This window comes from Lentzea sp. NEAU-D7 (genome assembly GCF_026242055.1).
In the GTDB taxonomy this organism is placed as follows: domain Bacteria; phylum Actinomycetota; class Actinomycetes; order Mycobacteriales; family Pseudonocardiaceae; genus Lentzea.
This window is the reverse complement of the sequence record NZ_JAPJDL010000035.1, coordinates 1-26,858: the sequence shown is the minus strand read 5'-3', so window position 1 is coordinate 26,858 and position 26,858 is coordinate 1. Positions and strand designations below refer to the sequence as shown.

At 68.8% G+C, this 26,858-nt stretch carries 24 protein-coding genes and 1 riboswitch; of the genes, 7 read left to right on the top strand and 17 right to left on the bottom strand.

Translation table 11 applies throughout. The features are described 5' to 3' along the window. Positions 1 to 10: 10 nt before the first annotated feature. The 3 genes from ORI60_RS42375 to dnaE form a co-directional block, all read right to left on the bottom strand. Complete coding sequence (locus ORI60_RS42375) at positions 11 to 1,273, bottom strand: adenosylmethionine--8-amino-7-oxononanoate transaminase (protein ID WP_266043697.1); 1,263 nt, start codon at positions 1,271 to 1,273, stop codon at positions 11 to 13. Between the two features lie 4 nt (positions 1,274 to 1,277). Next, positions 1,278 to 2,483, bottom strand: coding sequence for a cytochrome P450 family protein (locus ORI60_RS42370; RefSeq protein ID WP_266043638.1), 1,206 nt, complete (start codon positions 2,481 to 2,483; stop codon positions 1,278 to 1,280). Between the two features lie 173 nt (positions 2,484 to 2,656). Then, a complete protein-coding gene (dnaE, locus tag ORI60_RS42365; RefSeq protein WP_416234592.1) occupies positions 2,657 to 6,169 on the bottom strand; it encodes a DNA polymerase III subunit alpha in 3,513 nt (1,170 codons plus the stop codon). Positions 6,170 to 6,381: 212 nt separating this feature from the next. On the opposite strand from dnaE, the gene ORI60_RS42360 reads away from it, so the two are divergent. Further along, positions 6,382 to 7,218, top strand: a complete 837-nt coding sequence (locus tag ORI60_RS42360; RefSeq protein WP_266043636.1) for an AsnC family protein — start codon at positions 6,382 to 6,384, stop codon at positions 7,216 to 7,218. Here ORI60_RS42360 and ORI60_RS42355 read toward each other — a convergent pair. Continuing rightward, positions 7,215 to 7,988, bottom strand: a complete 774-nt coding sequence (locus ORI60_RS42355) for an inositol monophosphatase family protein (RefSeq protein ID WP_266043635.1) — start codon at positions 7,986 to 7,988, stop codon at positions 7,215 to 7,217. The two genes, ORI60_RS42360 and ORI60_RS42355, sit on opposite strands and share 4 nt — an antisense overlap. Before the next feature lie 11 nt (positions 7,989 to 7,999). On the opposite strand from ORI60_RS42355, the gene ORI60_RS42350 reads away from it, so the two are divergent. Continuing rightward, positions 8,000 to 8,896, top strand: a complete 897-nt coding sequence (locus ORI60_RS42350; RefSeq protein WP_266043634.1) for a LysR family transcriptional regulator — start codon at positions 8,000 to 8,002, stop codon at positions 8,894 to 8,896. Here ORI60_RS42350 and ORI60_RS42345 read toward each other — a convergent pair. The 5 genes from ORI60_RS42345 to ORI60_RS42325 form a co-directional block, all read right to left on the bottom strand. Further along, the gene (locus tag ORI60_RS42345) at positions 8,885 to 9,481 is read right to left on the bottom strand and encodes an NAD(P)-dependent oxidoreductase (RefSeq protein WP_266043633.1); all 597 of its coding nucleotides are present in this window, start codon (positions 9,479 to 9,481) and stop codon (positions 8,885 to 8,887) included. The genes ORI60_RS42350 and ORI60_RS42345 overlap by 12 nt on opposite strands. A 73-nt stretch (positions 9,482 to 9,554) precedes the next feature. Next, positions 9,555 to 10,439, bottom strand: coding sequence for an RluA family pseudouridine synthase (locus ORI60_RS42340; RefSeq protein ID WP_266043696.1), 885 nt, complete (start codon positions 10,437 to 10,439; stop codon positions 9,555 to 9,557). A gap of 99 nt (positions 10,440 to 10,538) precedes the next feature. Next, positions 10,539 to 11,288 carry a signal peptidase II gene (lspA, locus tag ORI60_RS42335; RefSeq protein ID WP_266043632.1) on the bottom strand — a complete coding sequence of 250 codons (750 nt, stop codon included), beginning with the start codon at positions 11,286 to 11,288 and terminating at the stop codon, positions 10,539 to 10,541. A gap of 23 nt (positions 11,289 to 11,311) precedes the next feature. Then, positions 11,312 to 12,643 carry an aminotransferase class V-fold PLP-dependent enzyme gene (locus ORI60_RS42330; protein ID WP_266043631.1) on the bottom strand — a complete coding sequence of 444 codons (1,332 nt, stop codon included), beginning with the start codon at positions 12,641 to 12,643 and terminating at the stop codon, positions 11,312 to 11,314. A 36-nt stretch (positions 12,644 to 12,679) separates the two neighbouring features. Further along, positions 12,680 to 12,794, bottom strand: a riboswitch (SAM riboswitch). A 73-nt stretch (positions 12,795 to 12,867) separates the two neighbouring features. Continuing rightward, the gene (locus ORI60_RS42325; protein WP_416234588.1) at positions 12,868 to 14,355 is read right to left on the bottom strand and encodes a potassium/proton antiporter; all 1,488 of its coding nucleotides are present in this window, start codon (positions 14,353 to 14,355) and stop codon (positions 12,868 to 12,870) included. Between the two features lie 113 nt (positions 14,356 to 14,468). Here ORI60_RS42325 and ORI60_RS42320 point away from each other — a divergent pair, with 113 nt between their 5' ends. Beyond that, the gene (locus ORI60_RS42320; RefSeq protein WP_266043629.1) at positions 14,469 to 15,401 is read left to right on the top strand and encodes a M28 family metallopeptidase; all 933 of its coding nucleotides are present in this window, start codon (positions 14,469 to 14,471) and stop codon (positions 15,399 to 15,401) included. Here the strand turns inward: ORI60_RS42320 and ORI60_RS42315 are convergent. Continuing rightward, positions 15,374 to 15,937 carry a TetR/AcrR family transcriptional regulator gene (locus tag ORI60_RS42315; protein WP_266043628.1) on the bottom strand — a complete coding sequence of 188 codons (564 nt, stop codon included), beginning with the start codon at positions 15,935 to 15,937 and terminating at the stop codon, positions 15,374 to 15,376. The genes ORI60_RS42320 and ORI60_RS42315 overlap by 28 nt on opposite strands. Before the next feature lie 61 nt (positions 15,938 to 15,998). On the opposite strand from ORI60_RS42315, the gene ORI60_RS42310 reads away from it, so the two are divergent. Both ORI60_RS42310 and ORI60_RS42305 read left to right on the top strand, forming a co-directional pair. Further along, entirely contained in the window at positions 15,999 to 16,469 is a 471-nt protein-coding gene (locus ORI60_RS42310; protein WP_266043627.1) for an SRPBCC family protein, read from the top strand. A 42-nt stretch (positions 16,470 to 16,511) separates the two neighbouring features. Continuing rightward, entirely contained in the window at positions 16,512 to 17,699 is a 1,188-nt protein-coding gene (locus ORI60_RS42305) for an SEFIR domain-containing protein (RefSeq protein WP_266043626.1), read from the top strand. Between the two features lie 48 nt (positions 17,700 to 17,747). Here ORI60_RS42305 and ileS read toward each other — a convergent pair whose 3' ends face one another. Next, positions 17,748 to 20,852 carry an isoleucine--tRNA ligase gene (ileS, locus tag ORI60_RS42300; protein ID WP_266043625.1) on the bottom strand — a complete coding sequence of 1,035 codons (3,105 nt, stop codon included), beginning with the start codon at positions 20,850 to 20,852 and terminating at the stop codon, positions 17,748 to 17,750. 247 nt (positions 20,853 to 21,099) lie between these two features. Here ileS and ORI60_RS42295 point away from each other — a divergent pair, with 247 nt between their 5' ends. Together ORI60_RS42295 and ORI60_RS42290 are read left to right on the top strand one after the other, a co-directional pair. Further along, positions 21,100 to 21,444 (top strand): DoxX family protein, encoded by a 345-nt coding sequence (locus ORI60_RS42295; protein WP_266043624.1) that lies wholly within the window; start codon positions 21,100 to 21,102, stop codon positions 21,442 to 21,444. Next, positions 21,441 to 22,589 (top strand): AfsR/SARP family transcriptional regulator, encoded by a 1,149-nt coding sequence (locus ORI60_RS42290; RefSeq protein WP_266043623.1) that lies wholly within the window; start codon positions 21,441 to 21,443, stop codon positions 22,587 to 22,589. Before ORI60_RS42295 ends, ORI60_RS42290 begins: the two co-directional genes overlap by 4 nt. Before the next feature lie 233 nt (positions 22,590 to 22,822). On the opposite strand, the gene ORI60_RS42285 is transcribed toward ORI60_RS42290, so the two are convergent. The 6 genes from ORI60_RS42285 to pgeF form a co-directional block, all read right to left on the bottom strand. Next, complete coding sequence (locus ORI60_RS42285) at positions 22,823 to 23,308, bottom strand: hypothetical protein (protein WP_266043622.1); 486 nt, start codon at positions 23,306 to 23,308, stop codon at positions 22,823 to 22,825. Between the two features lie 15 nt (positions 23,309 to 23,323). Then, positions 23,324 to 24,139 carry a DivIVA domain-containing protein gene (locus tag ORI60_RS42280; protein WP_266043621.1) on the bottom strand — a complete coding sequence of 272 codons (816 nt, stop codon included), beginning with the start codon at positions 24,137 to 24,139 and terminating at the stop codon, positions 23,324 to 23,326. A 30-nt stretch (positions 24,140 to 24,169) separates the two neighbouring features. Beyond that, a complete protein-coding gene (locus ORI60_RS42275) occupies positions 24,170 to 24,463 on the bottom strand; it encodes a YggT family protein (protein ID WP_416234591.1) in 294 nt (97 codons plus the stop codon). An 18-nt stretch (positions 24,464 to 24,481) separates the two neighbouring features. Continuing rightward, on the bottom strand, positions 24,482 to 25,135 hold the full coding sequence (locus tag ORI60_RS42270) for a cell division protein SepF (protein WP_266043619.1): 654 nt from the start codon (positions 25,133 to 25,135) through the stop codon (positions 24,482 to 24,484). 67 nt (positions 25,136 to 25,202) lie between these two features. After that, positions 25,203 to 25,901: a YggS family pyridoxal phosphate-dependent enzyme gene (locus tag ORI60_RS42265; RefSeq protein ID WP_266043618.1), complete on the bottom strand. Its 699-nt coding sequence runs from the start codon at positions 25,899 to 25,901 to the stop codon at positions 25,203 to 25,205. Further along, positions 25,898 to 26,602 carry a peptidoglycan editing factor PgeF gene (gene pgeF, locus ORI60_RS42260; protein WP_266043617.1) on the bottom strand — a complete coding sequence of 235 codons (705 nt, stop codon included), beginning with the start codon at positions 26,600 to 26,602 and terminating at the stop codon, positions 25,898 to 25,900. Before pgeF ends, ORI60_RS42265 begins: the two co-directional genes overlap by 4 nt. Between the last annotated feature and the right edge of the window lie 256 nt (positions 26,603 to 26,858).

Sequence of the window (26,858 nt, the reverse complement as noted above, 5' to 3'; positions counted from 1 at the left end):
GCGTGGCACATTAGCGGGCGGCGTCGACCACAGCCGCCGCGATCTGCGCGACGTCGGCGTCCGTGCTGACGAACGGCGGCATCGTGTAGATCAGGTCGCGGAAGGGCCGCAGCCAGACGCCCGCGTCCACGGCGGCGCGAGTGGCCCGGGCCATGTCCACGGGCTCGTGCAGTTGCACAACGCCGATGGCGCCCAGCACGCGCACGTCCCGGACACCGGGCAACTCGCGTGCGGGAGCCAGCCCCGCCGAGAGCCCGGCGGAGATCCGGGCGACCTCGCGCTTCCAGTCCTGCGACAGCAGCAGGTCGATCGACGCCAGCGACACCGCCGACGCCAGCGGGTTGCCCATGAACGTCGGCCCGTGCGCGAGCACCGGCACCTCGCCCTTGCTGATCCCGTCGGCCACCCTCGTGGTGCACAGGGTCGCGGCCATCGTCATGTACCCGCCGGTCAGCGACTTGCCCAGGCACATGACGTCCGGGCTGACGCTGGCGTGGTCGGCGCCGAACAGCTCGCCCGTGCGACCGAAGCCCGTGGCGATCTCGTCGAACACCAGCAGCACGTCGTGCGTGTACGCCAGTTCGCGCAGCACGTGCAGGTAGCGCGGGTCGTGGAAGCGCATGCCCCCGGCGCCCTGCACGACCGGCTCGACGATGATCGCGGCGAGCTCTCCGGCGTGTTCCTCGATCAGGTCGGAGAGGTGCTGGACGTACGCGGTGTCCATCTCGGCCGGTGGCGCGTCCGCGAACACCTGCTGCGGCAGGATTCCGCGCCACAGCGAGTGCATCCCGCCGTCGGGGTCGCAGACGGACATCGGGTTGAACGTGTCGCCGTGGTAGCCACCGCGCCACGTCAGCAGGCGGTGCTTCTCCGGCCGGTTCCGCGAGCGCCAGTACTGCAGGCACATCTTCACCGCGACCTCGACCGACACCGAGCCGGAGTCGCAGAGGAACACGTGCTGCAACGGCTCGGGGGTGATCTCGACGAGCTTCGCGCTGAGCCTGATGGCGGGCTCGTGCGTGAGCCCGCCGAACATCACGTGGCTCATCCTGCCGAGCTGCTCGGTGACGGCCGCGTCGAGCACCGGGTGGCGGTAGCCGTGGATGGCCGCCCACCACGACGACATGCCGTCGACGAGTTCACGGCCGTCCGCGAGTTCGAGCCGGACACCCGAGGCCCCTGAGACGAGCAACGGCTCCTGGGTGCCCGGCATCGGACCGTACGGGTGCCAGACGTGCGCCTGGTCGAGCTTCAGCAGGTCGTCCACCCGCAGCACATTAGGCGAGGCGCACCGGGAGGGTGTGCAGACCGCGGATCAGCGTGCTGTCCCGCCACACCAGCGTCTCCGGCTCCGCGGCCAGCGTCAGGTTCGGGAACCGGTCGAGCAGCTGCGTCAGCGCCACGTCGAACTCCAGCCGGGCCAGCGGCGCGCCGAGGCAGAAGTGGATGCCGTGCCCGAACGCCACGTGCCCCTGCGCGGACCGCGTCACGTCGAGCTGGTCGGGGTTCTCGTACTTCGCGGGGTCCCGGTTGGCGGCGATCAGCGACACCATCAGGATCTCGCCGGCGGGCACCGTGACGTCACCGAGCTCGACGTCCTCCTTGGTGTAGCGGAAGGTCGCGACGTTGATCGGGCCCTCCAGCCGCAGGAACTCCTCGGTGCTGGCCGGGATCAGCTCGGGACGGTCCTTGAGGATCTGCAGCTGGTCCGGGTTGCGCAGCAACGACAGCACCGCGTTGCCGATGAGGTTCACCGTCGTCTCGTGGCCCGCCACGAGCAGCAGGAACGCCATCGAGATCAGCTCTTCGGTGTTCAGCCGGTCACCGGAGTCGTCGGCGTGCACGAGAGCGGAGAAGAACGTGTCGTCGGGCTCGGCCTGGGCGATGGCCGTGACGTGCTGGTACAGGAAGCCGGCCATCGCGGACGCGGCCGCCTGGACCTCCTCCGGCGTGCCGAAGGACAGCAGCTGGTTCGACCACTCGCGGAAGTCGTCGCGGTTGTCGATCGGGATGCCGAGCAGCTCGCAGATGACCGTGATCGGCAGCGGGAACGCCAGCGCCTCCAGCAGGTCGACCTCGTCGCCGTCGTTCAGCTTGGCGAGCAACTCGGCCGTGATCTCCTGCACGCGCGGGCGCATCAGCTCGACGCGGCGGGCGGTGAACGCCTTGGTCACGAGCTTGCGCAGCCGGGTGTGGCCGGGCGGGTCCATGTTGAGCATGTGAACGGACAGCGAGGGCTCGATCTCGCGGCGCTGATCGGTTTCGGGAGCGTGCACGGCCATCAGGTGGCCGCCCTCGGCGATGTTCTTGCTGACCCTGGGGTCCGTGAGGGCGATCTTCGCCTCGTCGTACCGAGTCACGAGCCAGACCTTGAGCCCACGCGGCATGCGGACTTCCTGCACGGGCCCCTCGGCGCGCAACATGTCGTGCGCTTCGTGCGGGTTCTGGACGTAGTCGTCGGGCAACTGCGTGAGTGTCGTCACCCCACCCAGTTAACCCCGTTTACTCATCACCCGCCACTAATTCTCAGGCGATCCTCGTCCACTGGACAACGCGGAATTGGTCACGGGGCCGATAGCCGACATCCCACTCGAATCCGGCCGTTTCCGCTGGAAAACCGGTCCCGGCAACGCGCTGCCGGGACCGGCCTGGTGGTCTAGCGGTGGATGGTGATGCCCCGGATGGTCTTGAGGTCACCGAAGAGCGACGGCGTCGTGTTGACCCGGAAGTTGCCCACCACCATCATCTCCTTCGACTTGTCGCGCTTCTGCACCTCCAGGTGCACGGCGACCTGGCCCTCGTGCGACTTGAACACGCTCTTCAGCTCTTCGATCAGCTCGGGCGTCAGGGTCCTGGTCTGCAGCCCGAGGACGAGGGGCGGGTCCGCTCCGGGGTTCGCCTCGGCGTCGCTGATGTCGAGCGGGACGACCCCGTCACCGAAGATCGCCATCTTGTCCTCGCGCCAGTTCACCCGGCCCTTCACGCACACGGCGGAGTCGAGCTCCAGGTCGTCGCGCAGCACCTCGTAGGCCTTGGGGAAGAACAGAACCTCGATGGACGCGTCCAGGTCCTCGATGACCGTGATCGCCCACGGCAGGCCGTTCTTGTTCACCCGCCGCTCGATCGACGAGATCATGCCCGAGACGATCAGCTCGCCCTCCTTGGGCGGGTCGTCGAGCACGACCGCGATCGGCCGCGGCGCGAACTTGCGCAGGATCCGCTCGGCGCCGTCGAGGGGGTGCGAGGACACGTACAGCCCCAGCATCTCCTTCTCGAGGCTGAGCATCTGCTTGCGCGGGTACTCGTCGGTGCCGAACTTGAGGTGCGCGAGCGGCGAGGTGCTGTCGTCCTGGTCGTCGGCGCTGTCGCCACCGAACAGGTCGAACTGCCCCTCCGCCTCCTTGCGCTTGATCGGGACGACGGCGTCGACCGCGTCCTCGTGCACCTGGATCAGCGAGAGCCTGGGGTGGCCGAACGCGTCGAACGCGCCGGCCTTGATCAGCGACTCGATCACGCGCTTGTTGCAGGCGACGAGCTCGGACTTGTCCATGAAGTCCGTGAAGGACGTGTAGGCGCCCTTCTCCTTGCGCGTCTTGATGATCGACTCGACGACGTTCGCGCCGACGTTGCGGATCGCGCCCAGGCCGAAGCGGATGTCCGTGCCGACCGCGCTGAAGCGCAGCGCCGACTCGTTGACGTCCGGCGGGAGGACCTTGATGCCCAGACGGCGGCACTCGGCGAGGTAGACCGCGGACTTGTCCTTGTTGTCGCCGACCGACGTGAGCAGGGCGGCCATGTACTCGGCGCGGAAGTTCGCCTTGAGGTACGCCGTCCAGTACGAGATCAGGCCGTACGCGGCCGCGTGCGACTTGTTGAACGCGTAGCCGGCGAACGGGAGGATCGTGTCCCACAGCGCCTGGATGGCCTCGTCGGAGAACCCGCGCGGGTCGTTGCGCATGCCCTGCTGGAAGCCCTCGAACTCCTTCGCGAGGACCTCGGCCTTCTTCTTGCCCATGGCCTTGCGGAGCACGTCCGCGCGACCCATCGAGTAGCCCGCGACCTCCTGGGCGATGAACATGATCTGCTCTTGGTAGACGATCAGACCGTGCGTCTCGCCGAGGATCTCCTTGAGCGGTTCCTCGAGCTGCGGGTGGATCGGCTTGACTTCCTGGCGGCCGTTCTTGCGGTCCGCGTAGTCGTTGTGCGCGTTCACACCCATCGGACCGGGGCGGTACAGCGCGCCGACCGCGACGATGTCCTCGAAGGTGGTCGGCTGCATGCGGCGCAGCAGGTCGCGCATCGGCCCGCCGTCCAGCTGGAACACGCCGAGCGTGTCACCGCGGCCGAGCAGCGCGTAGGTCTCCGGGTCGTCGAGCGTGAGCTTGTCGAAGTCCGGGACCGCGTCCTTGCCGCGGTTGGCCTCGATGTTCTCGATCGCGTCGCCCATCACCGTGAGGTTGCGCAGCCCGAGGAAGTCCATCTTCAACAGGCCGATGTTCTCGCACGACGGGTAGTCCCAGCCGGTGATGAACGAGCCGTCGTCGCGGTACCAGAGCGGGATGGACTCCGTGAGCGGGTCCTTCGACATGATCACCGCGCAGGCGTGCACGCCGGCGTTGCGGATCAGGCCCTCGAGGCCGAGCGCGGTGTCGAAGATCTCCTTCACCTGCGCGTCGGTCTCCAGCAGCGACCGCACCTCGGCGGCCTCGCCGTAGCGCGGGTGGCTCTTGTTGACGATGCCGTTGAGCGGGATGTCCTTCGCCATGATCGGCGGCGGCAGCGCCTTCGAGATCTTGTCGGCGATCGCGAAGCCCGGCTGGCCGTGGTGCACGCGCGCCGAGTCCTTCAGCGCCGCCTTGGTCTTGATCGTGCCGAACGTGATCACCTGCGCGACCTTGTCGGCGCCGTACTTCTCGCTGGCGTAGCGGATCATCTCGCCACGACGGCGGTCGTCGAAGTCGATGTCGATGTCGGGCATGGCGGTGCGCTCGGGGTTCAGGAACCGCTCGAACAGCAGACCGTGCGGGATCGGGTCGATGTTCGTGATGCCCATCGCCCACGACACGGCGGCGCCCGCGGCGGAGCCACGGCCGGGACCGACGCGGATGCCCACGCTGCGGGCGTAGCTGATCAGGTCGGCGACGATCAGGAAGTACGCCGGGAAGCCCTTGTCGATGATGACCTGGGCCTCGAAGTCGCAGCGCTTGATGTACTCCTCGGGGACTTCCTTGCCGGCGAACCGCCACTCGAGGCCGCGCCGGATCTCCTTGCGGAACCAGGACGCCTGGTCCTCGCCCTCGGGGACCTCGAAGTTCGGGATGCGGTCCTTGACGGTCCAGATGTCCTCGTAGGACTCGACCATCTGCGCGACCAGCAGCGTGTTGTCGCACGCCTCCGGGAGGTCCTTCCAGATCTCCCGCATCTCCTCGGACGACTTCAGGTAGTAACCGTCACCGTCGAACTTGAACCGGTTCGGGTCGGTCAGCATCTTGCCGGACTGCACGCAGAGCAACGCGGAGTGCGTGTCCGCCTGGTCCTTGGTGACGTAGTGGCTGTCGTTGGTGGCCAGGGGCGGGATGCCGAGCTTCTTGCTGATCTCCAGCAGGCCGTCGCGGACGCGGCGCTCGATCTCCAGGCCGTGGTCCATCAACTCCAGGAAGAAGTTCTCCTTGCCGAAGATGTCGCGGTAGTCGGACGCGGCCTTGAACGCCTCGTCGACCTGACCGAGCCGCAGCCGGGTCTGCACCTCGCCGGACGGGCAGCCGGTCGTCGCGATGATGCCCTCGGCGTGCTGCGAGACGAGCTCGCGGTCCATGCGGGGCTTGTAGTAGTAGCCCGTCTTGCTCGCCTCGGTGTGCAGGCGGAAGAGGTTGCGCAGGCCGTCCGCGTTGCGCGCCCACATCGTCATGTGGGTGTAGGCGCCACCACCGGAGATGTCGTCGCTGCGCTGACCGGGGTCGCCCCAGGCGACCGGCTTCTTGTGCAGGCGGTTGTGCGGGGCGAGGTACGCCTCGATGCCGATGATCGGCTTGATGCCGGTCTTCATCGCCGTTTGGTAGAACTCGTCCGACCCGTACATGTTGCCGTGGTCGCTCATGCCGACAGCGGTCATGCCGAGCCGCTCGGCCTCTTCGAACAGCGGGGCCACCTTGGCCGCACCGTCGAGCATCGAGTACTCGGTGTGCACGTGCAGATGCACAAACGAGTCCGCCACGGTACCTCCAGAGATCGAACGGACGCGTGGGAAGGACGCGAATTCCGGATCCGCCAACCCTATCCCGCCTCGAAGATCACCTGTCGGAGGCTCCGGGGTTTGTCGCGGTGATCTCGATCCGGTACGCGGTGACACGGTGGTCACGACCGCCGGGTAGCGTTCTTTTCGTGGTGCCCCCCGATCCCGTAGACGCCCGCCTGCTCGCCGTTCTCGCCGAGTCGGGTCGCGCCGCCGTGCACGAGATCGCCCAGCGCCTGGGCATGGACCCGCGCGAGGCCGCCATGCGCCTGATCACGCTCTCCGGCAGCGGACTGCCGTTGCTGGTCGGGGTGGAGTGCGACCCGAACGGCGTGCGCAGGGCCCTCGCGAACGCCGCCGCCTACGGCAACTACATGGGCGGTCCGCCGTCCGGTCCGTACGCGGTGCACCAGAGCGGCCCCCACCCGGTCCAGCAGCCCTACGGCCCGCAGGCCCCGATCAGCCAGCCGTTCCCCGCCCAGCAGCCGCCGCAGGCGACGTGGGGTCCGCCCCAGTCCGCGGGCTGGGTGCGCGCGGACCAGCCGCAGCCCAAGCCCGTCGTCTCGCGGACCGGCAAGATCGGCTCGGTGCTGGAGGCGGACAGCCTCGAAGGCGCCCGTCTCACCATCCAGCTGGTCGAGGTCGTCGACCCGGCCGACTTCCTCTTCACGGCGGCCGGCTACAAGCTCGCCGAGGGCGAACGTGCCGTGGTCGTGCACACCGAGGTGACGAACACCTCGCAGATCCCCTACACCTCGCTGCCGGACATGTACCTGGTCCTCGTGACCAAGACCGGCGAGACCGTGACGAAGGCGCCCGTCTCGCTGTCCTCCCGGCCCGCGCACAAGCTCGGCATCCAGCCGGGCGAGACCGCGGGCGGGCACAGCGTGTTCGTGCTGCCCGACGAGACCCAGGTCATCCAGGTCCGCTGGAGCGTGCGCCCCGAGGTCGACCTGAACACCCTCGTCTGGACCGTCGACGACTAAAGCAGTTCCAGTGCCGCCGCGTGCACGCCCGGCGCTGCCGCCAGGTACTCGCGGCTGGTCAGCTCCCACGGCTTGCCGTCCAGATCGGTGACGACGCCGCCCGCCTCCTGCACGAGCAACACCCCCGCCGCGTGCGCGCGCACGTTCTCGTACTGCCAGTGCAGGTCCATCCGTCCGGCGGCGACCTGGGCGAGCTGGTGCGTGACCGGCACCGAGACCCGGACGTAGAGCGCCTGCTTCGCCATCGCGCTGTAGGAGGCGCCGACCCGGTCGGCCATCTCCGGTCCCTGACCGGGCTGCGCCTGGCTGGTGCCCGCCAGTGCGCCGTCCAGCGACGTCTTGTCCGAGACCGTCAGCCGCACGCCGTTCAGGAACGCGCCGCCGCCCTCGGTGGCCGTGAACGTCTCGTCGAACAGCGGGAAGTGCACGACCGCGAGCACCGGCCGGCCGTCGCGGACCAGGCTCACGCCGATGTTCCAGTCGGTCATGCCCTGGGCCGCGTTCATGTTGCCGCCGACGGGATCGACGAGCCACCACTCGCCGGAGTCCAGGGGTCCGGAGCCGTGTTCGTCGTCGAGCCAGCGCGCCCGCGGGCGGATCTCGGCCAGTGCCGGCTTCAGAAGGTCGACGACGGCGGCGTCGTTGGCCTGGATGGCGGTGACGAGTTCCGCGAGAGAGGACGTGCGGGATTCGGGCGAGTAGCGCTTCAGCATCCGCTCTCCGGCACGGCGGACGGCGGCGGTGGTGGCGGCGAGCACGGTCTCCTCCAAGATTGGCTCTCATGCAAGCGGATCTGAACCTGCTGACGGTGCTGGACGCCCTCCTCGAGGAGGGCAGCGTGATGGGCGCGGCCGAGCGGCTGCACCTGTCGTCGCCCGCGGTCAGCCGGACGCTCGGGCGGATCAGGAAGGTGACCGGCGACGACATCCTCGTGCGGACCGGCCACACCATGACGCCGACGCCGTACGCGCTCGGGATCGCCGACGAGGTGCACCGGCTGGTGCGGCAGGCCAACGCCGTGCTGGCGCCGAGCCGTGAGCTGGAACTGGCCGAACTGGAGCGCACGTTCACGATCCAGTGCCACGACGCCCTCGCCTCGTCAGTGGTGCCCGTGCTGATCGGACGGATCGCGGAGCGGGCACCGGGTGTGCGGCTGCGGGTGCTCGCCGAGCACTCCGCCGACACCGACGACCTGCGGCACGGGCGGGTCGACCTCGAACTCGGCGGCGGCACGCCCGAGCTCCCCGAGTTCCGCTCGGAGACCCTCGGCACCGACGCGCTCGCCGTGGTCATGCGGTCCGGGCACCCGTGCACCGAGCTGGATCTGCGCGCGTATGCCGACTATCCGCACGTGGTGGTCTCACGACGCGGCCGGTTGACCGCCCCGATCGATGACCTGCTGGCCGCGGAAGGGTTGCGGCGCAAGGTGATCGCGACCGTGGCGACGGTGCACTCGGCGGTGCAGATCGCGGCCGCGAGCGATGCCCTGGTGACCACCACGGCGATCCTGTGCCGGCCGCTGATCGAGGCGTTCGGGCTGGTCACCCTGCCGCTGCCGGCCGAGTCGCCGGAAGCGCCGATCAACTGCAACTGGCACCAGCGCTACGACTCCGACCTCGCCCACGCGTGGCTGCGCGCCCAGGTGCGGACGGTCGTCCGCGACGTTCTAGGCCGCTAGCGGCAGTGCGACCGCGCCGGGAAAGCGCGGTTCCTCGGCCTCGTCGAGCATCGCGGCGGCGACGGTCTCGCGGCTGACCTCGGCCCCGAGGTCGAACGGCGGCGCGGCGTCCAGGCCGACGGTGCGGCCGGGGCCCGCCGGTTCGTCGGTGAGCACCCCGGCGTGGAACACCGTGCCACCGGCGGCGAGGACGGCGTTGTCGGCCTCGACCTTGTCCGGGATCCGGTCGCCGAAGAACTTCCACAGCACGGCGGCGCCCTCGCCCGCCGCCTCGGCCGAGGCGCCCGTTCCGTAGGTGCCGAGCCAGATGATCCGGCGCGGCCCGGCGGCGATCACGGCCTTGGCGCCGTCGGTGAGCACGCCCGGCCGGTCCGTGCCCAGGCCGGACAGGACGACGGTGTCCGGGTCGAGGACGATCGAGGCCGGATCGCCCACGTCGCCGGAGACCTTGCGCAGGTTCGGGTGTTCGAGGGCGATCCGCCGCGGATCGCGGGCGATCGCGGTGACGACGTGGCCGCGCTCGACCGCCTGGCGGGTGAGGGCGAGACCGGTGCGGCCCGAGGCCGCGAGAACTGTCAGGTGCATGCCGAAAACGCTATTGAGCACACCGGTTAACATCAAGTGCAACGTCGTCAACCGGTGATTTACCCAGACGCAATCAGCCTTCTTCGCGCAGTTTCTCCAGCGACTCGGCCAGGTCGTCCGGGTACTCCGACGTGAACGAGACCCACTGCCCGTCCGCCGGGTGGTGGAACCCGAGCTGGCGCGCGTGCAGCCACTGCCGCGTCACCCCGAGCCGCTTGGCCAGCGTCGGGTCGGCCCCGTACGTCAGGTCGCCCACGCACGGGTGGTGCAGCGCCGAGAAGTGCACGCGGATCTGGTGCGTGCGCCCGGTCTCCAGGTGGACCTCGACGAACGACGCCGCGCGGAACGCCTCGATCACCTCGTAGTGCGTGATGGACGGCTTGCCGTCCTGCATCACGGCGAACTTGTAGTCGTGCTTGGGGTGCCGGTCGATCGGGGCGTCGATGGTGCCCTTGATCGGGTCCGGGTGGCCCTGCACGATCGCGTGGTAGACCTTGTCGACGGTCCGCTCTTTGAAGGCGTGCTTCAGAGCCGAGTACGCGGACTCGGACTTCGCGACCACCATCACGCCGGTCGTGCCGACGTCGAGCCGGTGCACGACGCCCTGGCGCTCGGCGGCTCCGGACGTGGCGACGCGGTGGCCACCGGCGAGGAGCCCGCCGACCACGGTCGGCCCGGTCCAGCCCGGCGACGGGTGCACGGCGACCCCGACGGGCTTGTCGACGACGATGATGTCGTCGTCCTCGTGGATGATCTTCAGACCCTCGACGGGAATGGCCTGGACGGTGACCGGCTGCGGTGGCGCCGGCAGCGTGATCTCCAGCATCGAGCCGGCGGTGAGCCGGTCGGACTTGCCGACCACCCGGCCGTCGACCAGCACGTCGTCGGCGTCGGCGATGGACGCGATGACGGTGCGGGACAAGCCGAGCAGCTTCGCGAGACCGGCGTCGACGCGCATGCCGTCCAGACCGTCGGGAATGGGCAGCGTTCGGTATCCGCTCACGCGGGGCCTCGACCTTCTTCTTCTTGCAGAACCTGCTGAAACTACCAGGAGCGGCTACTTCGGCTCCTGCAGACCGTCCTGCTCCACGAGCGGCTCGGCGTTCTTGTGGACGGTGCCGTCGTAGTCGTGCTGCATCAGCGCCAGGACGATGATCGTCACGCCACCGCCGACGATCGCCATGTCGGCGACGTTGAACACCGGCCACACCTGGCCGTACGGGTCGAACAGCGACAGGAAGTCCACCACGTGGCCGCGCATCGGGCCCGGCTCGCGGAAGAGCCGGTCGGCGAGGTTGCCGACGGCACCGCCCAGCACCAGGCCCAGGCCGACGGCCCAGCCCTGGGAGCGGAGGTTGCGCGAGATCCAGACGATGAACCCGGCGACGCCGAACGCGATCAGCGCGAGGATCCACGTCATGCTCTCCGCCATGCCGAACGCGGCGCCGGGGTTGCGGACGAACGTCAGGTAGAGCACGCCGCCGAACAGCTTGATGGGGTCGGCGCCCTCGAGGAACGCGACGGACACGACCTTGGTGGCCACGTCGAGGGCCAGCACGCCGGCCGCCAGGGCCGCGAGGATCTTCGTCCTCGGTTCCGGCAACGAGCCGGAGATCGAACCGGCGATCGAGAACTCGTCGTCGTCCTCCGCCTTCGCGGGGGACTCGGCGGGTTTCTGCCCCGCGTCCGGCCCCTCGGCCACGATCACCGGCGTCGCGACCGTCTCGGGGTCGCTGACCTGCGCTTCCGCCGGCTTGTCAGCGACCTCCCCGGAGGCTTTCTCCTCGGCCTTGGACTCGTCACTCACCAGGTCATTGTCCACTACAGGGACTACGCGAGGAACGGCGGCAGGGTTCGGTCGTCGTCCTGCGGCACCCAGCGGCCGTCGTGCTGCGCGTAGCTCCACTTCGGACCTTCGGTGACGAGGGTGCGCAGCGCCGCGATCAGACGATCGACGTGCTCGGCCGTCGTGCCGAGGCCGATCGACGCGCGCACGGCGCGTTCCTCGTGCGATCCGGCCTGCTTCACCAGACGCCCCACGATCACGTGCGCGCAGAACGCTCCGTCGCGCACACCGATGCCGTACTCGGCGGACAGCGCCGCCGCGAGGAAGCCCGCGTCGAAGCCCGAGATCGTGAAGCTCACGACGCCGACCTTGTCCGCGTCGGCGAGGATCGCCAGCTCGCGGAAGCCGGGGACGGTGCGCAGGCCGTTCCGCAGGCGCGTCAGCAGTTCCTGCTCGTGCGCGACGGTCTGCTCCCAGTGCCGCGAAAGGATCTCGCAGGCCGCTGCCAGCGCGTGCACGCCGACGACGTTCGGGCTGCCGGCCTCGTGCCGCTCGGGCACCGCCGACCAGGCCACGCCGAGGCGGTCGCCGTGGTCGGTCACCTTGGACGTGGCACCGCCGCCGACCAGGTACGGCTGGGCCTGCTGCAGCCAGTCCGCGCGGCCGACCAGCACGCCCGCGCCGAACGGCGCGTAGATCTTGTGGCCGGAGAACGCGACGTAGTCGACGCCCAGCTCACGGGCGTTGATCGGGCGGTGCGGGGCGAGCTGTGCGGCGTCGAGCGCGATGCGCGCGCCGTGGCGGCGGGCGACCTTCGCGAGCTCGGCGACCGGCCACAGCTCCCCCGTGACGTTGGACGCCCCGGTGACGATCACGAGCCGAGGGCCGACCGGGGCGGCGGCCAACGCCCGGTCCAGTGCGACCACGGCAGCACCGGACGAAGACGGAGCGGGAACGCGCTGAACGTTGGGGCCGCGCCACGGCAGCAGCGCCGCGTGGTGCTCGCTGTCGAACAGCACGACCGCGGTGTTCTTTAGAACGCTGCGCGCCAACAGGTTCAGCGAGTCCGTGGTGTTGCGGGTGAAGACGACGGCGTCGGAGGAGTGCGCCCCGACGAACCGGCGCACGCGGTCACGGGCCTGCTCGTAGACGCGGGTCGAGACCTGCGAGGCGAACCCGGCACCGCGGTGCACGCTCGCGTACCAGGGCAGCAGCTCGTCGACGGCGTCGCGGACCTCCTGCAGACAGGGAGCCGACGCCGCGTGGTCGAGGTTGGCGTAGGTGACGCGCTCTCCGGTGACCAGGGGAACTCGCAGGTCGGCGCCGACGACAGCCGGAACGGCGGTGGTGGTTCCAGGGGTGATCGCGAGCGTCATCGAGCTGCCTCCGAGGCCAGGGGCCCGTCCAGCGAAGGCCCGCGCTTGACCGGCGCCCCACGCGCCGGACCAGGTCCTCACCAAGGGCACCCCACCGCGGTTGGAGGGTTGCCGGCCAGCAAGCTTGGGCTTGACGCTGGCTCTCATGACCTGCCGACGACGTTAGCGGAGGGTGACACTCCCGTCGACACCCGATTCACATCCTGAGATGCCTCGGAGACCGACTAATCGCCGGTCTCGCCCTTCCACCTGGCGTAGCGACCGGCCCTGTCGACGGCACGTACGCGCCGCTCAGCGGCGTCACGGACCTCTTCGGTGGTGACGATGAGCAACTGGTCGTCCGTCTGCAGCCTGGTCGTCGGCTGTGGCGTGAAACTCTTGCCCGAGCGCACCACGAGGCTGACCGTGGCCCCGGTCGGCAGCCGCAACTCGGACATGTAGACGCCGTGCAGCTTCGACCCGCGCTGGATGTGCACCTGCAGCAGCTCGGCCCCGAGCTCGTCGAGCGGCGAGGCGTCGACCTGGACCTCCTGCGCCTCCCCCGCCTTCACCAGCCCGAGCCGCCGCGCGAGGAACGGCAGCGTCGTGCCCTGCACCACCGTCAGCACGACGACCAGCAGGAACACCACGTCGACCAGTTCGCGGGCACCCTCGACGCCCTGGATCAGCGGGATCAGCGCGAACACGATCGGCACCGCCCCGCGCAGCCCCGACCAGGAGAGGAACGCCTGCTCGCGCCACGGCACCTTGAACGGCAGCGAGGCGAGGACCACCGACAGCGGCCGGGCCACGAACGTCAGCACCACGCCCGCGACCAGCGCGGGGAACAGCACGTCGAGCAGGCGCGACGGCGAGGCGTAGAGGCCGAGCAGGACGAAGAGCCCGATCTGGGCGAGCCAGCCGAGGCCTTCGGCGAACGAGAGGGTGTCGGCGCGGTGCGGCAGGCGGGCGTTGCCGAGGACCAGCGCGGCGACGTACGTGGCGAGGAATCCGGAGGCGTGCAGCAGGTCGCCGGCCGTGTAGGCCATGACGCACACCGCCACCGTGGCGAGCGGGTACAGACCGGTGGAGGGCAGCGCCGCGCGTCTGAGCCCGGCCCCGCCGAGATAGCCGAGTGCCACGCCGACGAGCGCGCCCGCGCCCAGTTCGTAGATCACCAGCAGTGGCGCGGTCCAGGAGATCTGGTCCGAGGAGGCCAGCAGCACCACGGCGATGTAGACCGGCGCGTCGTTGAGGCCGGACTCCAGTTCGAGCGCGCCCGTGAGCCGGGCGCCGACACCCAATGAGCGCAGAACGCTGAAGACGGCGGCCGCGTCGGTGGACGACAACACCGCGCCCCACAGCAACGCCATCCGCCAGTCGAGGCCCAGCAGGAAGTGCAACGCCGTTCCGGTCACCGCCACGCTCACCGCGACGGCCACTGTGGACAGTGCGACGCCCAGCCGCAGCGAGGACTTCACCGCGCTCCAGCGGGTGGTGATGCCGCCCTCGGTCAGGATCAGCACCAGCGCCGCGATGCCGAGGGACTGGGTGAGGTCGGCGTCGTCGAACCGGATGCCGACGACGGACTCGCCGAGGAGCACGCCGATGCCGAGGTAGAGCAGGAGTGAGGGCAGCCCGAGGCGGGTCGACACCCGCACCGCGATCACGGAGATCAGCAGTACGGCCGCGCCGATGCCCAGAACGACCGTGACGTCACCCACCTGGACCATTCTGGTTGATCACCACCGATTCCGACGAATCCGACGATCGCCTCTACCGGGCTCATGCACGGAGGAGCATGTTGATCAGTGGCTCAATCCCTAACCCTGCACGGAGTTGAACCATGAGGATCCTGATCGCACTGGCGGCCGCCTTGATGGTGACCGGAGTGACCTCTGCGCAAGCAGCGGCACCGGCCGCCCTGGCGGCGCCGAACATCAACGTCGCGAACGTCCAAGCTCACCTGAACCAGTTCCAGTCCATCGCCAACGCCAACGGCGGCAACCGCGCCCACGGACGACCGGGGTACCTGGCCTCGATCAACTGGGTGAAGAGCAAGCTCGACGCGGCCGGCTTCACGACCCGCGTGCAGTCGTTCACCTACAACGGCGCCACCGGCTACAACCTGATCGCGGACTACCCCGGCGGCGACCTGAACAACGTCGTCATGCTGGGCGGCCACCTCGACAGCGTCACGGCGGGCCCCGGCATCAACGACAACGGCACGGGCTCCGCGTCGATCCTGGAAGTCGCCCTCCAGATGAGGGCCACGAACTTCCAGCCGACCAAGCACGTGCGGTTCGGCTGGTGGGGCGCGGAGGAACTCGGCCTGCGCGGCTCGACGTTCTACGTGAACTCCCTGTCCACGACCGACCGGTCGAAGATCAAGGCATACCTGAACTTCGACATGACCGGTTCGCCGAACCCCGGCTACTTCGTCTACAGCGCCTCCGGTCAGCCCACGGGTTCGCTGGCGCTGCAGCAGTCGTTGCAGGCCGGCTTCCAGACGAAGGGCGTCGCGACCGAGCTGACCAGCGTCGGCGGCCGCTCCGACCACGCGGCGTTCGCCCGCTCGGGCATCCCGGTCGGTGGCACCTTCACCGGCGCCGAGGGCATCAAGACCTCGGCCCAGGCGCAGAAGTGGGGCGGTACGGCCGGCCAGGCCTACGACCGCTGCTACCACCGCTCCTGCGACACGACGTCCAACGTCAACGCGACGGCGCTCGACCGCAACGCGGACGTGATCGCCTACTCGTTGTGGGCCGTCGCGGCCTGATCTGATTTCTGCGTGAGCACCTGCACGGCCTCGTCGAGCACCGGTTCGACGAGGCCGGGCAGGCTCGTCCACATCTGCACCTGGCCCAGGTAGAGGCTGAACGCGATCAGCGCGCGCTTCCTCGCCTGGGCCTCGCCGAACCCGAGCTGCTCGAACAGTTCGGTCAGGTAGCCGATCCGCTTGACGGTGACGCGCTGGAGCACCGGCGCGATGACCTCGTTCCCGGCACCTGCCTGCAACGCCAGCTCCACCGACCCTTTGCGGGTCTGGTCGAGCACCACGGTGAACAACGTCCTGAGCTTCTCGTGCGGCGTCCTCTCGGACTCGACGAGCTCGATGACCTTCTCGGTGTGCTCCCGCTCCCACCGCTCGACCGTCGCCTTCAGCAACGCCTCGCGGTTCGGGAAGTGGTGGTAGACGCTCCCCTTCGTGGCTCCGGCCCGCGCCGCCAGCGGCTCGATCGCGACGGCCTGAAGCCCGCCCTCGGCCAGCGCTCTCAGCGCTATCTCAGTCCAGTCGTCACGATTCCGCCGCACCACGGCTCCATACGCTAGCGTACGTTCCAGGAACATACGGCAGCGTATGGAAGGGGTTCACATGATCAGGAACATCCACACCCGCGACCTCGGCGTGCCCGCGGGCCCGTTCGTCGAACGCGTCCAGGAACTCTGGCCGCCCGCCTGGGGCAAGCAGGAGTTCGACCGCCCGCTGGGTGTCGGCGCCGACGGCGGACACGGGCCGATCCGCTACCGCTGCACCGAGTTCGCGCCCGGTGAGTCGATCACCTTCGAGTTCGTCGACATGTCGGGCAGCCACACGCTCTCGGCGTCCGGCACGGTCCTGCGGCACGAGCTGATCGGCCGGTTCGGCCTCGTGGACCGGCTGCGCTGGGCGCTGGCGATCAGATGGCTGCACGACGCGTGCCTGGAGGACCTGTTCGACGCCTGCGAACGAGCGGCGGGCCGGGAACCGAAGTCCCCGGCCCGCTGGTCGTGGTACGTGCGCCAGGTGCGGCGCCTGTTCGCACCGAGGAGGCGCATTTTGGACAAGAACTCGACAGCAATCTGACAATGCCGAAATGCGGCCACAAAGGACGCTAGCTTTCCCGGCGTGAGCGACTCACTCATCAAGGTTTTCGTGTCCTACGCGCACGACTCGCAGGAGCACAAGCACGCCGTCCTGACGTTCGCCTCATTGCTGACCAGGTCGGGAATCGACGTCGAACTCGATCAATGGGCCGTAGGCGCCCGGCAGGACTGGTCGGCATGGGCGATCCAGCACATGATCCAGTCCGACTACGTGATCGTGGTGGCATCACCGCAATACCGACGGGCAGGCGACGGGACGGCGCCTGCCGACGTCAATCGCGGTGTCCAGTCGGAGGCTTCCATCCTGCGGGACCTGCTGCACAGCGACAGGGCCAAGTGGCTACCCAAGCTGCTACCCGTGGTCCTGCCAGGCCGCACCATCGACGAGATCCCGATGTTCATGCAGCCCTACACGTCAGATCACTACGTGATCGACAGGATCACGTTCAGCGGCGTCGAGGACCTGTTGCGCACACTCACCGAACAGCCGGCCAACATCCGGCCGGCCCTCGGCGAGATCCCCGTGCTGGCACCACGTCCTCAACTGCTCGAAGAACCGATCGCCGATCCCGCGCAAATGTGGAAGTTGCTCGACCGCCCACTGCACGTCGACTGGCGAAGCGAGTACATCGATGGACTCGGAGTTCAACATTCGCCCACCCTCGAAGTTCACCTCACTTCTCCACAGCAGCAGACACGACTGCAGGCGAAGCGACTGGCAGCGTTCGAAGACGAACTCGTGGACATCGGACGCCAGCGGCGGTTGTTCACCAGGGTCGAGCAGCTAGAGGCGGGCGCCTCCGATGAGATCGCCTGGGCATATTCGGCCACCGGCGGCATCGCCGTGCACCGGAACGGGCAGCGCGGGGCCTGGACACACCTGCCCGCGGCGACGATCGGTTGGGTGCTGATGCAGGAGGACGTCACCGAAAGACTCGTCACGATGATCAACACCTTGCTCAGCCTCGACATGCCGAACACCGGCCTGCTGGCACCGGCAGTGGGCCTCGAACCGCTCAACCTGGTGCGCATCGGGTCTGAGGCCGACCTGCACAGCACCTCGGCAACGCTGCACATGACCTACCCTCCGCACATCCGCGTTCCGGCGGAGGAAGCGCTGAACTACGGCGATCTCGAAGCGTCCGTGACAGAAGTGGCCGACGAACTGGCGACCCGCTTGATCGCACGTTTCAGGAAGGAATGCCGCTGAACAGGAGGGGCCGTTGCCGGAAGGCAGCGGCCCCGTCCACGTTCCAGGTCACGCCTTCGCGACAGCGACCTTCACCTTGGCTCCGTCACCGACGGTGCCCTCGGACGTGCCCTCGCCGAACACCACCGACGTCGTCAGCGTCTCCGCCTGGACGAACTCCAGGTGCGGCTCCACCGCGGCGCGCACCGCCTCCGGAAGCTCCAGCGTCAGCGTGATCCGGTCGGACACGTCGAGCTGGGCGTCCTTGCGGGCCTGCTGGACCACGCGGACCAGGTCGCGCGCGACGCCCTCGGCCTCCAGCTCCGGCGACACCACGGTGTCGAGCACGACGACACCGGCACCACCGGGCAGGGCGGCCGTGGCGGCGGGATCCGTTGCCACCAGGCGCTGTTCGTACTCGCCCTCGAACAGCTCGACACCGGCGGCGACGATCCTGCCGTCCACCTCGGACCAGTCGCCGGCCTTGACGGCCTTGATGACCTTCTGCACGTTCGGCCCGAGCCGCGGCCCGGCCGCCCGCGCGTTGACGACCAGCTGGAACTGCCCGTAGGCGTCGACGTCCGTGGACAGCGACACCTCCTTGACGTTGACCTCGTCGCGCACGATCCCGGCGAAGTCCTCCAGCGAGCCCGCCACCGGCGACGCCACCGTCAAGCGCGCCAGCGGAAGCCGCACGCGCAGCTTGTTCGCCTTGCGCAGCGACAACGCCGTCGAGCAGACGTCGCGCACCTCGTCCATCGCCGCGACCAGCGCGTCGTCCGCCGGCAGGTCCGACACCGACGGGAAGTCCGTCAGGTGCACCGAACGGCCACCGGTCAGCCCGCGCCACACGACCTCGGAGGTGTACGGCAGCAACGGCGCGGTGACGCGCGTGACGACCTCCAGCACGGTGTGCAGGGTGTCGATCGCGTCCTGCTCCCCGTCCCAGAACCGCTGCCGCGACCGCCGCACGTACCAGTTCGTCAGGACCTCCAGGTACTCGCGCACCAGCTGGCACGCGCCGGAGATGTCGTAGACGTCCATCGCCGCCTGGACGTCGCGCACCAGGTCGTGCGTCTTCGCCAGCGCGTACCGGTCGAGCACGTTCTTCGAGTCGACGCGCCACGTGCCCTCCTTCCCGGAAGCGTTGGAGTACAACGCGAGGAAGTACCAGGAGTTCCACAGCGGCAGCACCGCCTGGCGCACCGCGTCCCGGATGCCACGCTCGGTCACCACGAGGTCGCCACCGCGCAGGATCGGCGACGCCATGAGGAACCAGCGCATGGCGTCGGAGCCGTCGCGGTCGAAGACCTCGTTGACGTCCGGGTAGTTCTTCAGCGACTTGGACATCTTCTGGCCGTCGTCACCGAGCACGATGCCGTGCGCCACGCAGTCGCGGAACGCGGGCCGGTCGAACAACGCCGTCGCGAGCACGTGCAGCGTGTAGAACCAGCCACGCGTCTGCCCGTTGTACTCGACGATGAAGTTGCCCGGGTAGTGGTTCTCGAACCAGTCCGCGTTCTCGAACGGGTAGTGCACCTGCGCGAACGACATCGAGCCCGACTCGAACCAGCAGTCGAGCACGTCCGGGATCCGGCGCATGACCGACTTGCCGCTCGGGTCGTCCGGGTTCGGCCGCGTCAGCTCGTCGATGAACGGCCGGTGCAGGTTGTCCGGGCGCACGCCGAAGTCGCGCTCCAGCTCGTCCAGCGACCCGTACACGTCCGTGCGCGGGAACTCGGGGTTGTCCGAGGTCCACACGGGCAACGGCGAGCCCCAGTACCGGTTGCGCGAGATGTTCCAGTCGCGCGCGTTCTCGAGCCACTTGCCGAACTGGCCGTCCTTGATGTGGCCGGGCACCCAGTTGATCTGCTGGTTGAGCTCGACCATCCGGTCCTTGAACTGCGTGACCGCGACGAACCACGCCGACAGCGCGCGCTGGATCAGCGGGTTCGCACACCGCCAGCAGTGCGGGTACGGGTGGTCGTAGGTCTCGTGACGCAGCAGCAGGCCCGCTTCCTTGAGGTCGCGGATGATCAGCTTGTTCGCCTCGAAGACGTGCACGCCCTGGTACGGCGCCACCTCGGCGGTGAACTTGCCGTCCGGCCCGACCGGCACGACGACCTCGATGCCCGCCGCGTCCGTCACGACCTTGTCGTCCTCACCGAACGCCGGTGCGATGTGGACGATGCCCGTGCCGTCGTCGGTGGTCACGTAGTCGGCCGTCAGGACCTGGTGCGCGTTCTCGCGGCCCACGAAGAAGTCGAACGGCGGCAGGTACTTCTTGCCGACCAGGTCCGAGCCCTTGTAGCGCGCGACGACCTCGGGCTCCTCGCCCAGCTCACGCGCGTACGCCGCGACACGGGCCTCGGCGAGCAGGTACCTGTCACCGTCGGAGCCGACGACCGTCACGTAGTCGACGTCCGGGTGCACCGCGGCGGCGAGGTTGCTCGGCAGCGTCCACGGCGTCGTCGTCCAGACCAGGGCCTTCTCGCCGGACTCCAGGCGCAGCGCCACCGTGACGGCGGGGTCCTGCCGGTCCCGGTAGGCGTCGTCCATCTTCGTCTCGGTGTTGGACAGCGGCGTCTGGCAACGCCAGCAGTACCAGAGCACGCGGAAGCCCTCGTAGATCAAGCCCTTGTCCCACAAGGCCTTGAACGCCCACATGACGCTTTCCATGTAGTCGAGGTCGAGCGTCTTGTAGTCGTTGTCGAAGTCGACCCAGCGCGCCTGCCGCGTCACGTAGTCGCGCCATTGGTCCGTGTACTGCAGCACGGACGTGCGGCACGCCTCGTTGAACTTCTCGATGCCGAGCTCGTCGATCTCGTGCTTCTGCGTGATCCCGAGCTGCTTCTCGGCCTCGTACTCGGCGGGCATGCCGTGCGTGTCCCAGCCGAACCGGCGCTCGACGTGCTTGCCCCGCATCGTCTGGTAGCGCGGCACGACGTCCTTGACGTACCCGGTCAGCAGGTGCCCGTAGTGCGGCAGGCCGTTGGCGAACGGCGGGCCGTCGTAGAAGACGAACTCGTTCTCGCCCTGCTCACCGGCCGGGTTGCGGTCGATGCTCGCCTGGAAGGTCTCGTCGTCCTTCCAGTACCCGAGCACGTCCTGCTCGAGGTTCGGAAAGGACGGCTGCGCCGGGACCTCGTTCGCTCCGGCCCTGGGGTAGGCCATCTTCACTGCTCCTCGCGGTCAGATGCGACACGCGAGGACGACACGCCGATGTGGCTCGGCCCGCCGCGGTACCACCCCGCTTGCCCGCCTGACGGCGAGCCTCTCGTTCTTCGGCTGTGACGGGCCGGTCCCGTCCGGTTCTACTGAGATGCTCGCGCATCCGTTCTTCCGGAGGCTCCCCGGTGATGGCCGGATCGGTGCCTGTGAGTTACAGGGTAACCGGAGGCGCAAACCGTATGCTCGCCCGATGACGTTGACCATCGCGTTGTCGATCGTGCTGGCCCTGCTGTTCGTGGCGACGGGCGCGGGCAAGCTGTTCGGTGCGAAGGCGTCACTCGAGGCACGCGACCACTTCCGGATGAACCCGGCGCTGTGGCGCACCATCGGCGCGCTGGAGTGGGCGGGCGCGACGGGCCTCGTCGTCGGTCTGGTCACGTGGGAATGGGTGGCGCACGCGGCCGCCCTCGGACTCGGGCTGCTGATGGTCGGTGCCACGATCACGCGGTTGCGGTACGACTCGAAGCCCACGGGCGTCGTCGTGGACCTCGCGCTGCTCGCGTTGCTGATCACGCTCCTGTTCCTGGACCGGTGAGGTTCCACCTCCTCGGCCCGCCCGAGGTCCGGCAGGGCGCCGGCCTCGTCGACGTTGGTCACGCACGTCAGCTGAGCGTGCTGGCGGTGCTGCTGGTGGACGTCAACCAGGTCGTCGGTGTCGGCAGGCTGCTGGCGCGGGTGTGGGGCGACGCGCCGCCGCGGCAGGCGAAGGCCGCGCTCTACAGCTACGTGTCGCGGTTGCGGGCGGCGTTGGACGGCATCCCGATCGTGCGCCGCTCCGGCGGGTACGTGCTGGAGGCCGACCCGTCGTCGATCGACCTGCACCACTTCCGCTCCCTCGTGGCGCTCGGACGGCCCGCCGAGGCCATGGCGCTCGTGCGCGGCGAACCGTTCGAAGGACTGCACGGCGCATGGTTCGACGGTCTGCGCGAAACGCTGGCAGGTGAGATCGCCGCAGCCGAACTCGACCACACCGACGCACGGCTGGCCGCCGGTGAGCACACGTCGCTGATCGCCGAACTGACCGCGCGCACGTCCGAACGTCCGCTCGACGAACGTCTTGCGGGACAACTGATGCGTGCGTTGGTCGGGGCCGGCCAACGCGCCGACGCGGCCGCCTACTACTCGCGGCTGCGCGATCGGCTCGCGGACGAACTGGGCCTCGACCCCGGTCCCGCGTTGCGCGACCTGCACGCGTCGCTCATCCATCGTCCACAGTGGAGCCCGCAGCGACTTCCCCCAGCCCCGGCGGACTTCACCGGCATGGCGGCCGAACTCGCGGCCCTCGACCTGGACGGGCCGATCGTCACGATCACCGGCCCGGCCGGCACCGGCAAGACGCGGCTCGCGGTGCACTGGGCGCACGAGCACGCCGCCGACTACCCCGACGGCCAGCTGTTCGCCGACCTCGGCGGTTCAGACCCGGCCGACGTCGTCCGCGAGTTCATCACCGCGCTCGGCACCGGCCCGGACGGCATCCCGCCGGAGCCTCACGCGCAGACGGCGCTCTACCGCACGTTGCTGGCAGACCGGCGAATGCTGATCGTGCTCGACAACGCCGCGGACACCGCACAGGTCGTGCCGCTGCTACCGGGCACACCGCGCTGCCGTGTCGTCGTGACGAGCCGCGAACGCCTGCCCGGCCTGGTCACCGCGCACGGAGCGCGCCCGATCGTGCTCTGAGCAGACCACTCACGGCGTTCCGCCTCCGTGATTCGCGCCCGATCTCGAAGATCGACGCCGCGATCGAGCACCACTACGGGGACCACGTTCCGTGCGAAGGTCAGCTACCGGCGCTGACGCCGCGAGGGGGTGCGCGTGGGCATGGCCTCGCGGACGAAGGCTCAGCCAGGGCTCACAGCCTCATGGCTCGTTCCTACCGCCAGCTCGCACCGCTCGTCCGCGAAACGGACGAATCAGCCGGTACGGCTTCTGCGCACCAGCACCGCGTCCGGGGTGCACAGCGCGCACGGCGTGAACTGCAACTGCCGTGCCTCCTGCACCGGGAGGCCCAGCGTGGGCCTCCCGGCAAGCCAGGAGCACGAACTCAGGTGGTATCGGGGCCGTTCGTCCAGCACCCGCACCTCGTCCACCAAATCGGCCACGACGAGCAGGTCTGCCGCGTCGGTGTCCTCTTCCGGTGGTTCCTCGTCAGCGGACGGCGTGTCGGCTACCGCCGGCTCCACCACCCGTTGATCATCAGCTGCAGCTAGTTGATCTACACTCTGCGTGTCGGCAGCGGGGTCCCCCGACCGTCTCCGCCACCAGTCCCAAGCAAGGACCAGGGCGGCGAGCACGCTCGCTCCCACGGACGACCACGCCCAGATCGTGTTGGACGTGGCCAGCGCAGGAACGAGCAACCCGAGGGCTGCCAGCACCAGAAGCAGAACTACGAAGAGCACCTAGCGAACAGTAGTTCAGCCGGCTTCGGCGCGTGCGCCGAAGGAGTAGCCCTGGGAGCGGCCCTCGGACGGAGCGGCCGGGCCGCGGTCCTGGAGGTCGCGCAGGGACGACTCGAGCATCGTCTTCAGTCGCGTGCGGTACTCGCGCTCGAACGTCTGCAGCTTGTCGATCTGCTTCTCGAGCGTGTTCTTCTCCTGGGTGATGTTGCCCATCACCTCAGCGTGCTTGCGCTGCGCGTCGCGGTCCAGCGCGGTGGCCTTCTCACGGGCCTGCCGCTCCAGCGTCTCGGAACGCGTCCGCGCGTCGTTCAGCATGGTCTCGGCACGCGTACGCGCCTCGTTGACCATCGTGTCGGCCTTGGCGCGGGCCTCGGACAACAGCTGCTCGGACTTCGTGCGCGCCTCGGACAGCATGCCGTCCGCTTCGGCCTTCGCCTCGCCCGTCAGCCGGTCCGCCATCTCCTGGGCGAGGCCCAGGACCTTCGCGGCCTGCACGTGGTGGTCTCCGCCACCACCGGGGGACGTCTGCTCCATGACCGAGGGCGGCGGGACCGGCGCCAGGCGGCGCGGCTCCTCCACCGGCATACGGGTCGTCATGGGGCTGGCTGAAGCCTTCGCTCGCGCGTCGTCGAGGTCGGCACGCGTCGTCTCGAGCTGCTGGTCGAGCTGCTCGACCTGCTGACGGAGGTCGTTGTTCTCCTCGATCAAGCGGGCGAGCTCGCCCTCAACCAGGTCGAGGAACGCGTCCACCTCGTCCTCGTTGTAGCCCCGCTTGCCAATCGGCGGCTTGCTGAATGCAACATTGTGCACATCAGCGGGGGTCAACGGCATCGGATCACCTCTCGCACTCCTGGGCTGCGGTCATCCCATGGTCCCCGTCACCCTGGGATCTGCAAATCGCATCAGAATGATAACGACCAGCCACAGCACAATAATCGATAGGTCCAGCCCGACGCCCCCGATCCGCACAGTCGGGATCACCCGACGGAGCGCACGGACCGGTGGGTCGGTGACCGTGTAGACGGTCTCAAGCGTCACGGCTACGCCGCCCGCTGGGCGCCACTCCCTCGCGAACGTCCGCACCATCTCGACCACGACACGCGCGGTCAGGAACAGGGAGAACGCGAACAGGACGTAGAAGAGGACGAGACGAATGGAGAACACGGCTCAACTCTAACCGTGGTTCCCGAACCCGCCCTCGGCCAGCTTCCTGCGGTCCTCCGCCGTGACGTCAACGTTCGGCGGTGAGAGAAGGAACACCCTGCTCGTGATCTTGTCCATGGAGCCGCGCAGAGCGAACGCGAGTCCGGCCGAGAAGTCGACGAGACGCTTCGCGTCCGCGTCGTCCATGTCGGTCAGGTTCAAGATCACAGGGGTGCCGTCGCGGTAGTGCTCCCCGATCGTGCGCGCCTCGCTGTAGGTACGGGGGTGAAGCGTGGTGATGCGCGCCATCGGGTTGCCCGCCGGCTCGGCCACCGGACGCAGCCTGCTCACGGGCTCGCGCTGCGGCTCGACAGCGAGTGCGCCGTGCACGGGTGCATCGGCGCTCCAGCGTCGCGTGCCCGGAGGGGTGCCCCCGCGCCGCGTCTCCGGCTCGTAGTCGTCCGACTCGTCGATGTCGGCCCGGTACCCGGAGCCCTGGAGCTCCGACCGGCCCGGCGTGAACACGCGGCTGCGCCGCGGGTACGGGTCGTAGTCGTCGGCCTCGGCCGCGTACTCGGACCGGTAGTCGCCGTAGCGGCCGCGGTCGTCGTCGTAGCCGGGGTCGTCTGCGTACTCGGCGGGGACCATCCCGAAGTAGGCCTTCAGCTTGTGCAAAGCGCTCATTCCAGCCCCTCCTCGGCGGTTCCCCACTCTTAGGGACGGTGCGGACGGTCCCGAGGTTCCCGACAACCTACGGCGAGGTTAGTCGCCGGCTGCCGAGCAACGCCGTTCCGACACGCACACAGGTCGATCCGTGCGAGATGGCATCTTCCAGGTCACCACTCATTCCCGCTGACATGTGAATGGCAGTGGGATGATCATCACGTAGGCGTGATACCACCGAAGCCAACGCTTGAAACGCCTGCGACGGCTCCATCGTCCGAGGCGCGACTGTCATCGCACCTCGGAGAATAAGATCACCCGAACGAGTGATCACGCCAGCCAGTTCCGCCACATCCGCAACAGCAACCCCACCCCGCGACGTGTCCCCGTCGATGCTGACCTGCAGCAACACGTCGAGCGTCCGTTCCCTCACACGCGCGGCCCTCGCCAGCGCCTCGGCAAGCCGGACGCTGTCCACCGAGTCGACCTGATCGGCCCAGTCGACGACGGACTTCGCCTTGTTCCGCTGCAACCGCCCGACCATGTGCCACCGCGCCTCGCTGAGGTGTCTCAACTGGCCGACCTTCGCACCGGCCTCCTGATCGCGGTTCTCCGCGAAGTTCCGGAGACCGAGCCCGTAAAGGATCTCCACATCGCTGGCGGGCCAGGTTTTCGTCACCGCGAGCAACGTGACCTCGTCCCGAGACCGCCCCGCCACCTCACACGCCTTGGCGATGCGTTCCTCGACCTCCGCGAGGTTCTCCTCCAACTCCTCGACGCGGTTCACGGCTCGATCCAAACCACGGACGCAAGCCGCCCGGTAGGAGCCTGCCGCCGATGGCTGAACAGATCCTTCTCCTCGAACGTGCACCGGGGATCCACCCCGATCTTCCCGACCCCGGCACTGGCCAGCTGGTTCCAGAGCCCTGCCCGCAAATCCAAGGCAGGCGTACCCTTCCGCGACTTGGAAGCGCTGCCAGGCAGGTGCTTCTCGACGTCCTTCTGCATCTCGGCGGGCACCTCGTAACACTCACCGCACACCGAAGGCCCGAGCAACACCTCAATGCGCTCAAGCTCGGCCCCGAGCGCCATCATCGCCTTGAGAGCCTCGACAACCACACCGACCCGAGCCCCGACACGCCCAGCGTGCACAGCCCCGACAACCCCGGCCTCCTGATCACCGAGCAACACCGGCACGCAGTCGGCAGTCAACACGACAAGCCCGAGACCAGCCCGTTTCGTCACAACGGCATCAGTGGCCTCAAGCGGCTCGGCCTGCGGCCCGTCAACGGTGGCGACAGTGCGCCCGTGCACCTGCTCCATCCAGACCAACCGGTCGGCCGCAAGCCCGATCCCCTCGGCCAGCCGCCCCCGGTTCGCCTCGACCGCCTGGGGGTCGTCCCCAACGTGATCGCCGAGGTTGAACGACTCGTAGGGCGCCTTGGACACGCCACCGGCACGGGTGGTGACAACACGACGAATGCGCACGCTTACACCCTAGTTCGCACGAACACGCACCCCAGCCCTCCCCCGCACGCGCGATGCCAAAGGCGAGCCGCCCACCCCGCACGCGATGCCGAAGGCGAGCAGCAGCCCACCCAAGCGATGCCGAAGGCGAGCCGTCCTTCCACAAGGCAAGGGCGGTGGGGTCCCATCACGAGTCGCGCCACAGCACTTGCTGCATGTGTGAGGGGAGGTCAAGCGGACACGCTTTTCGTCCGCTTGACCTCCCCTCACACATGTG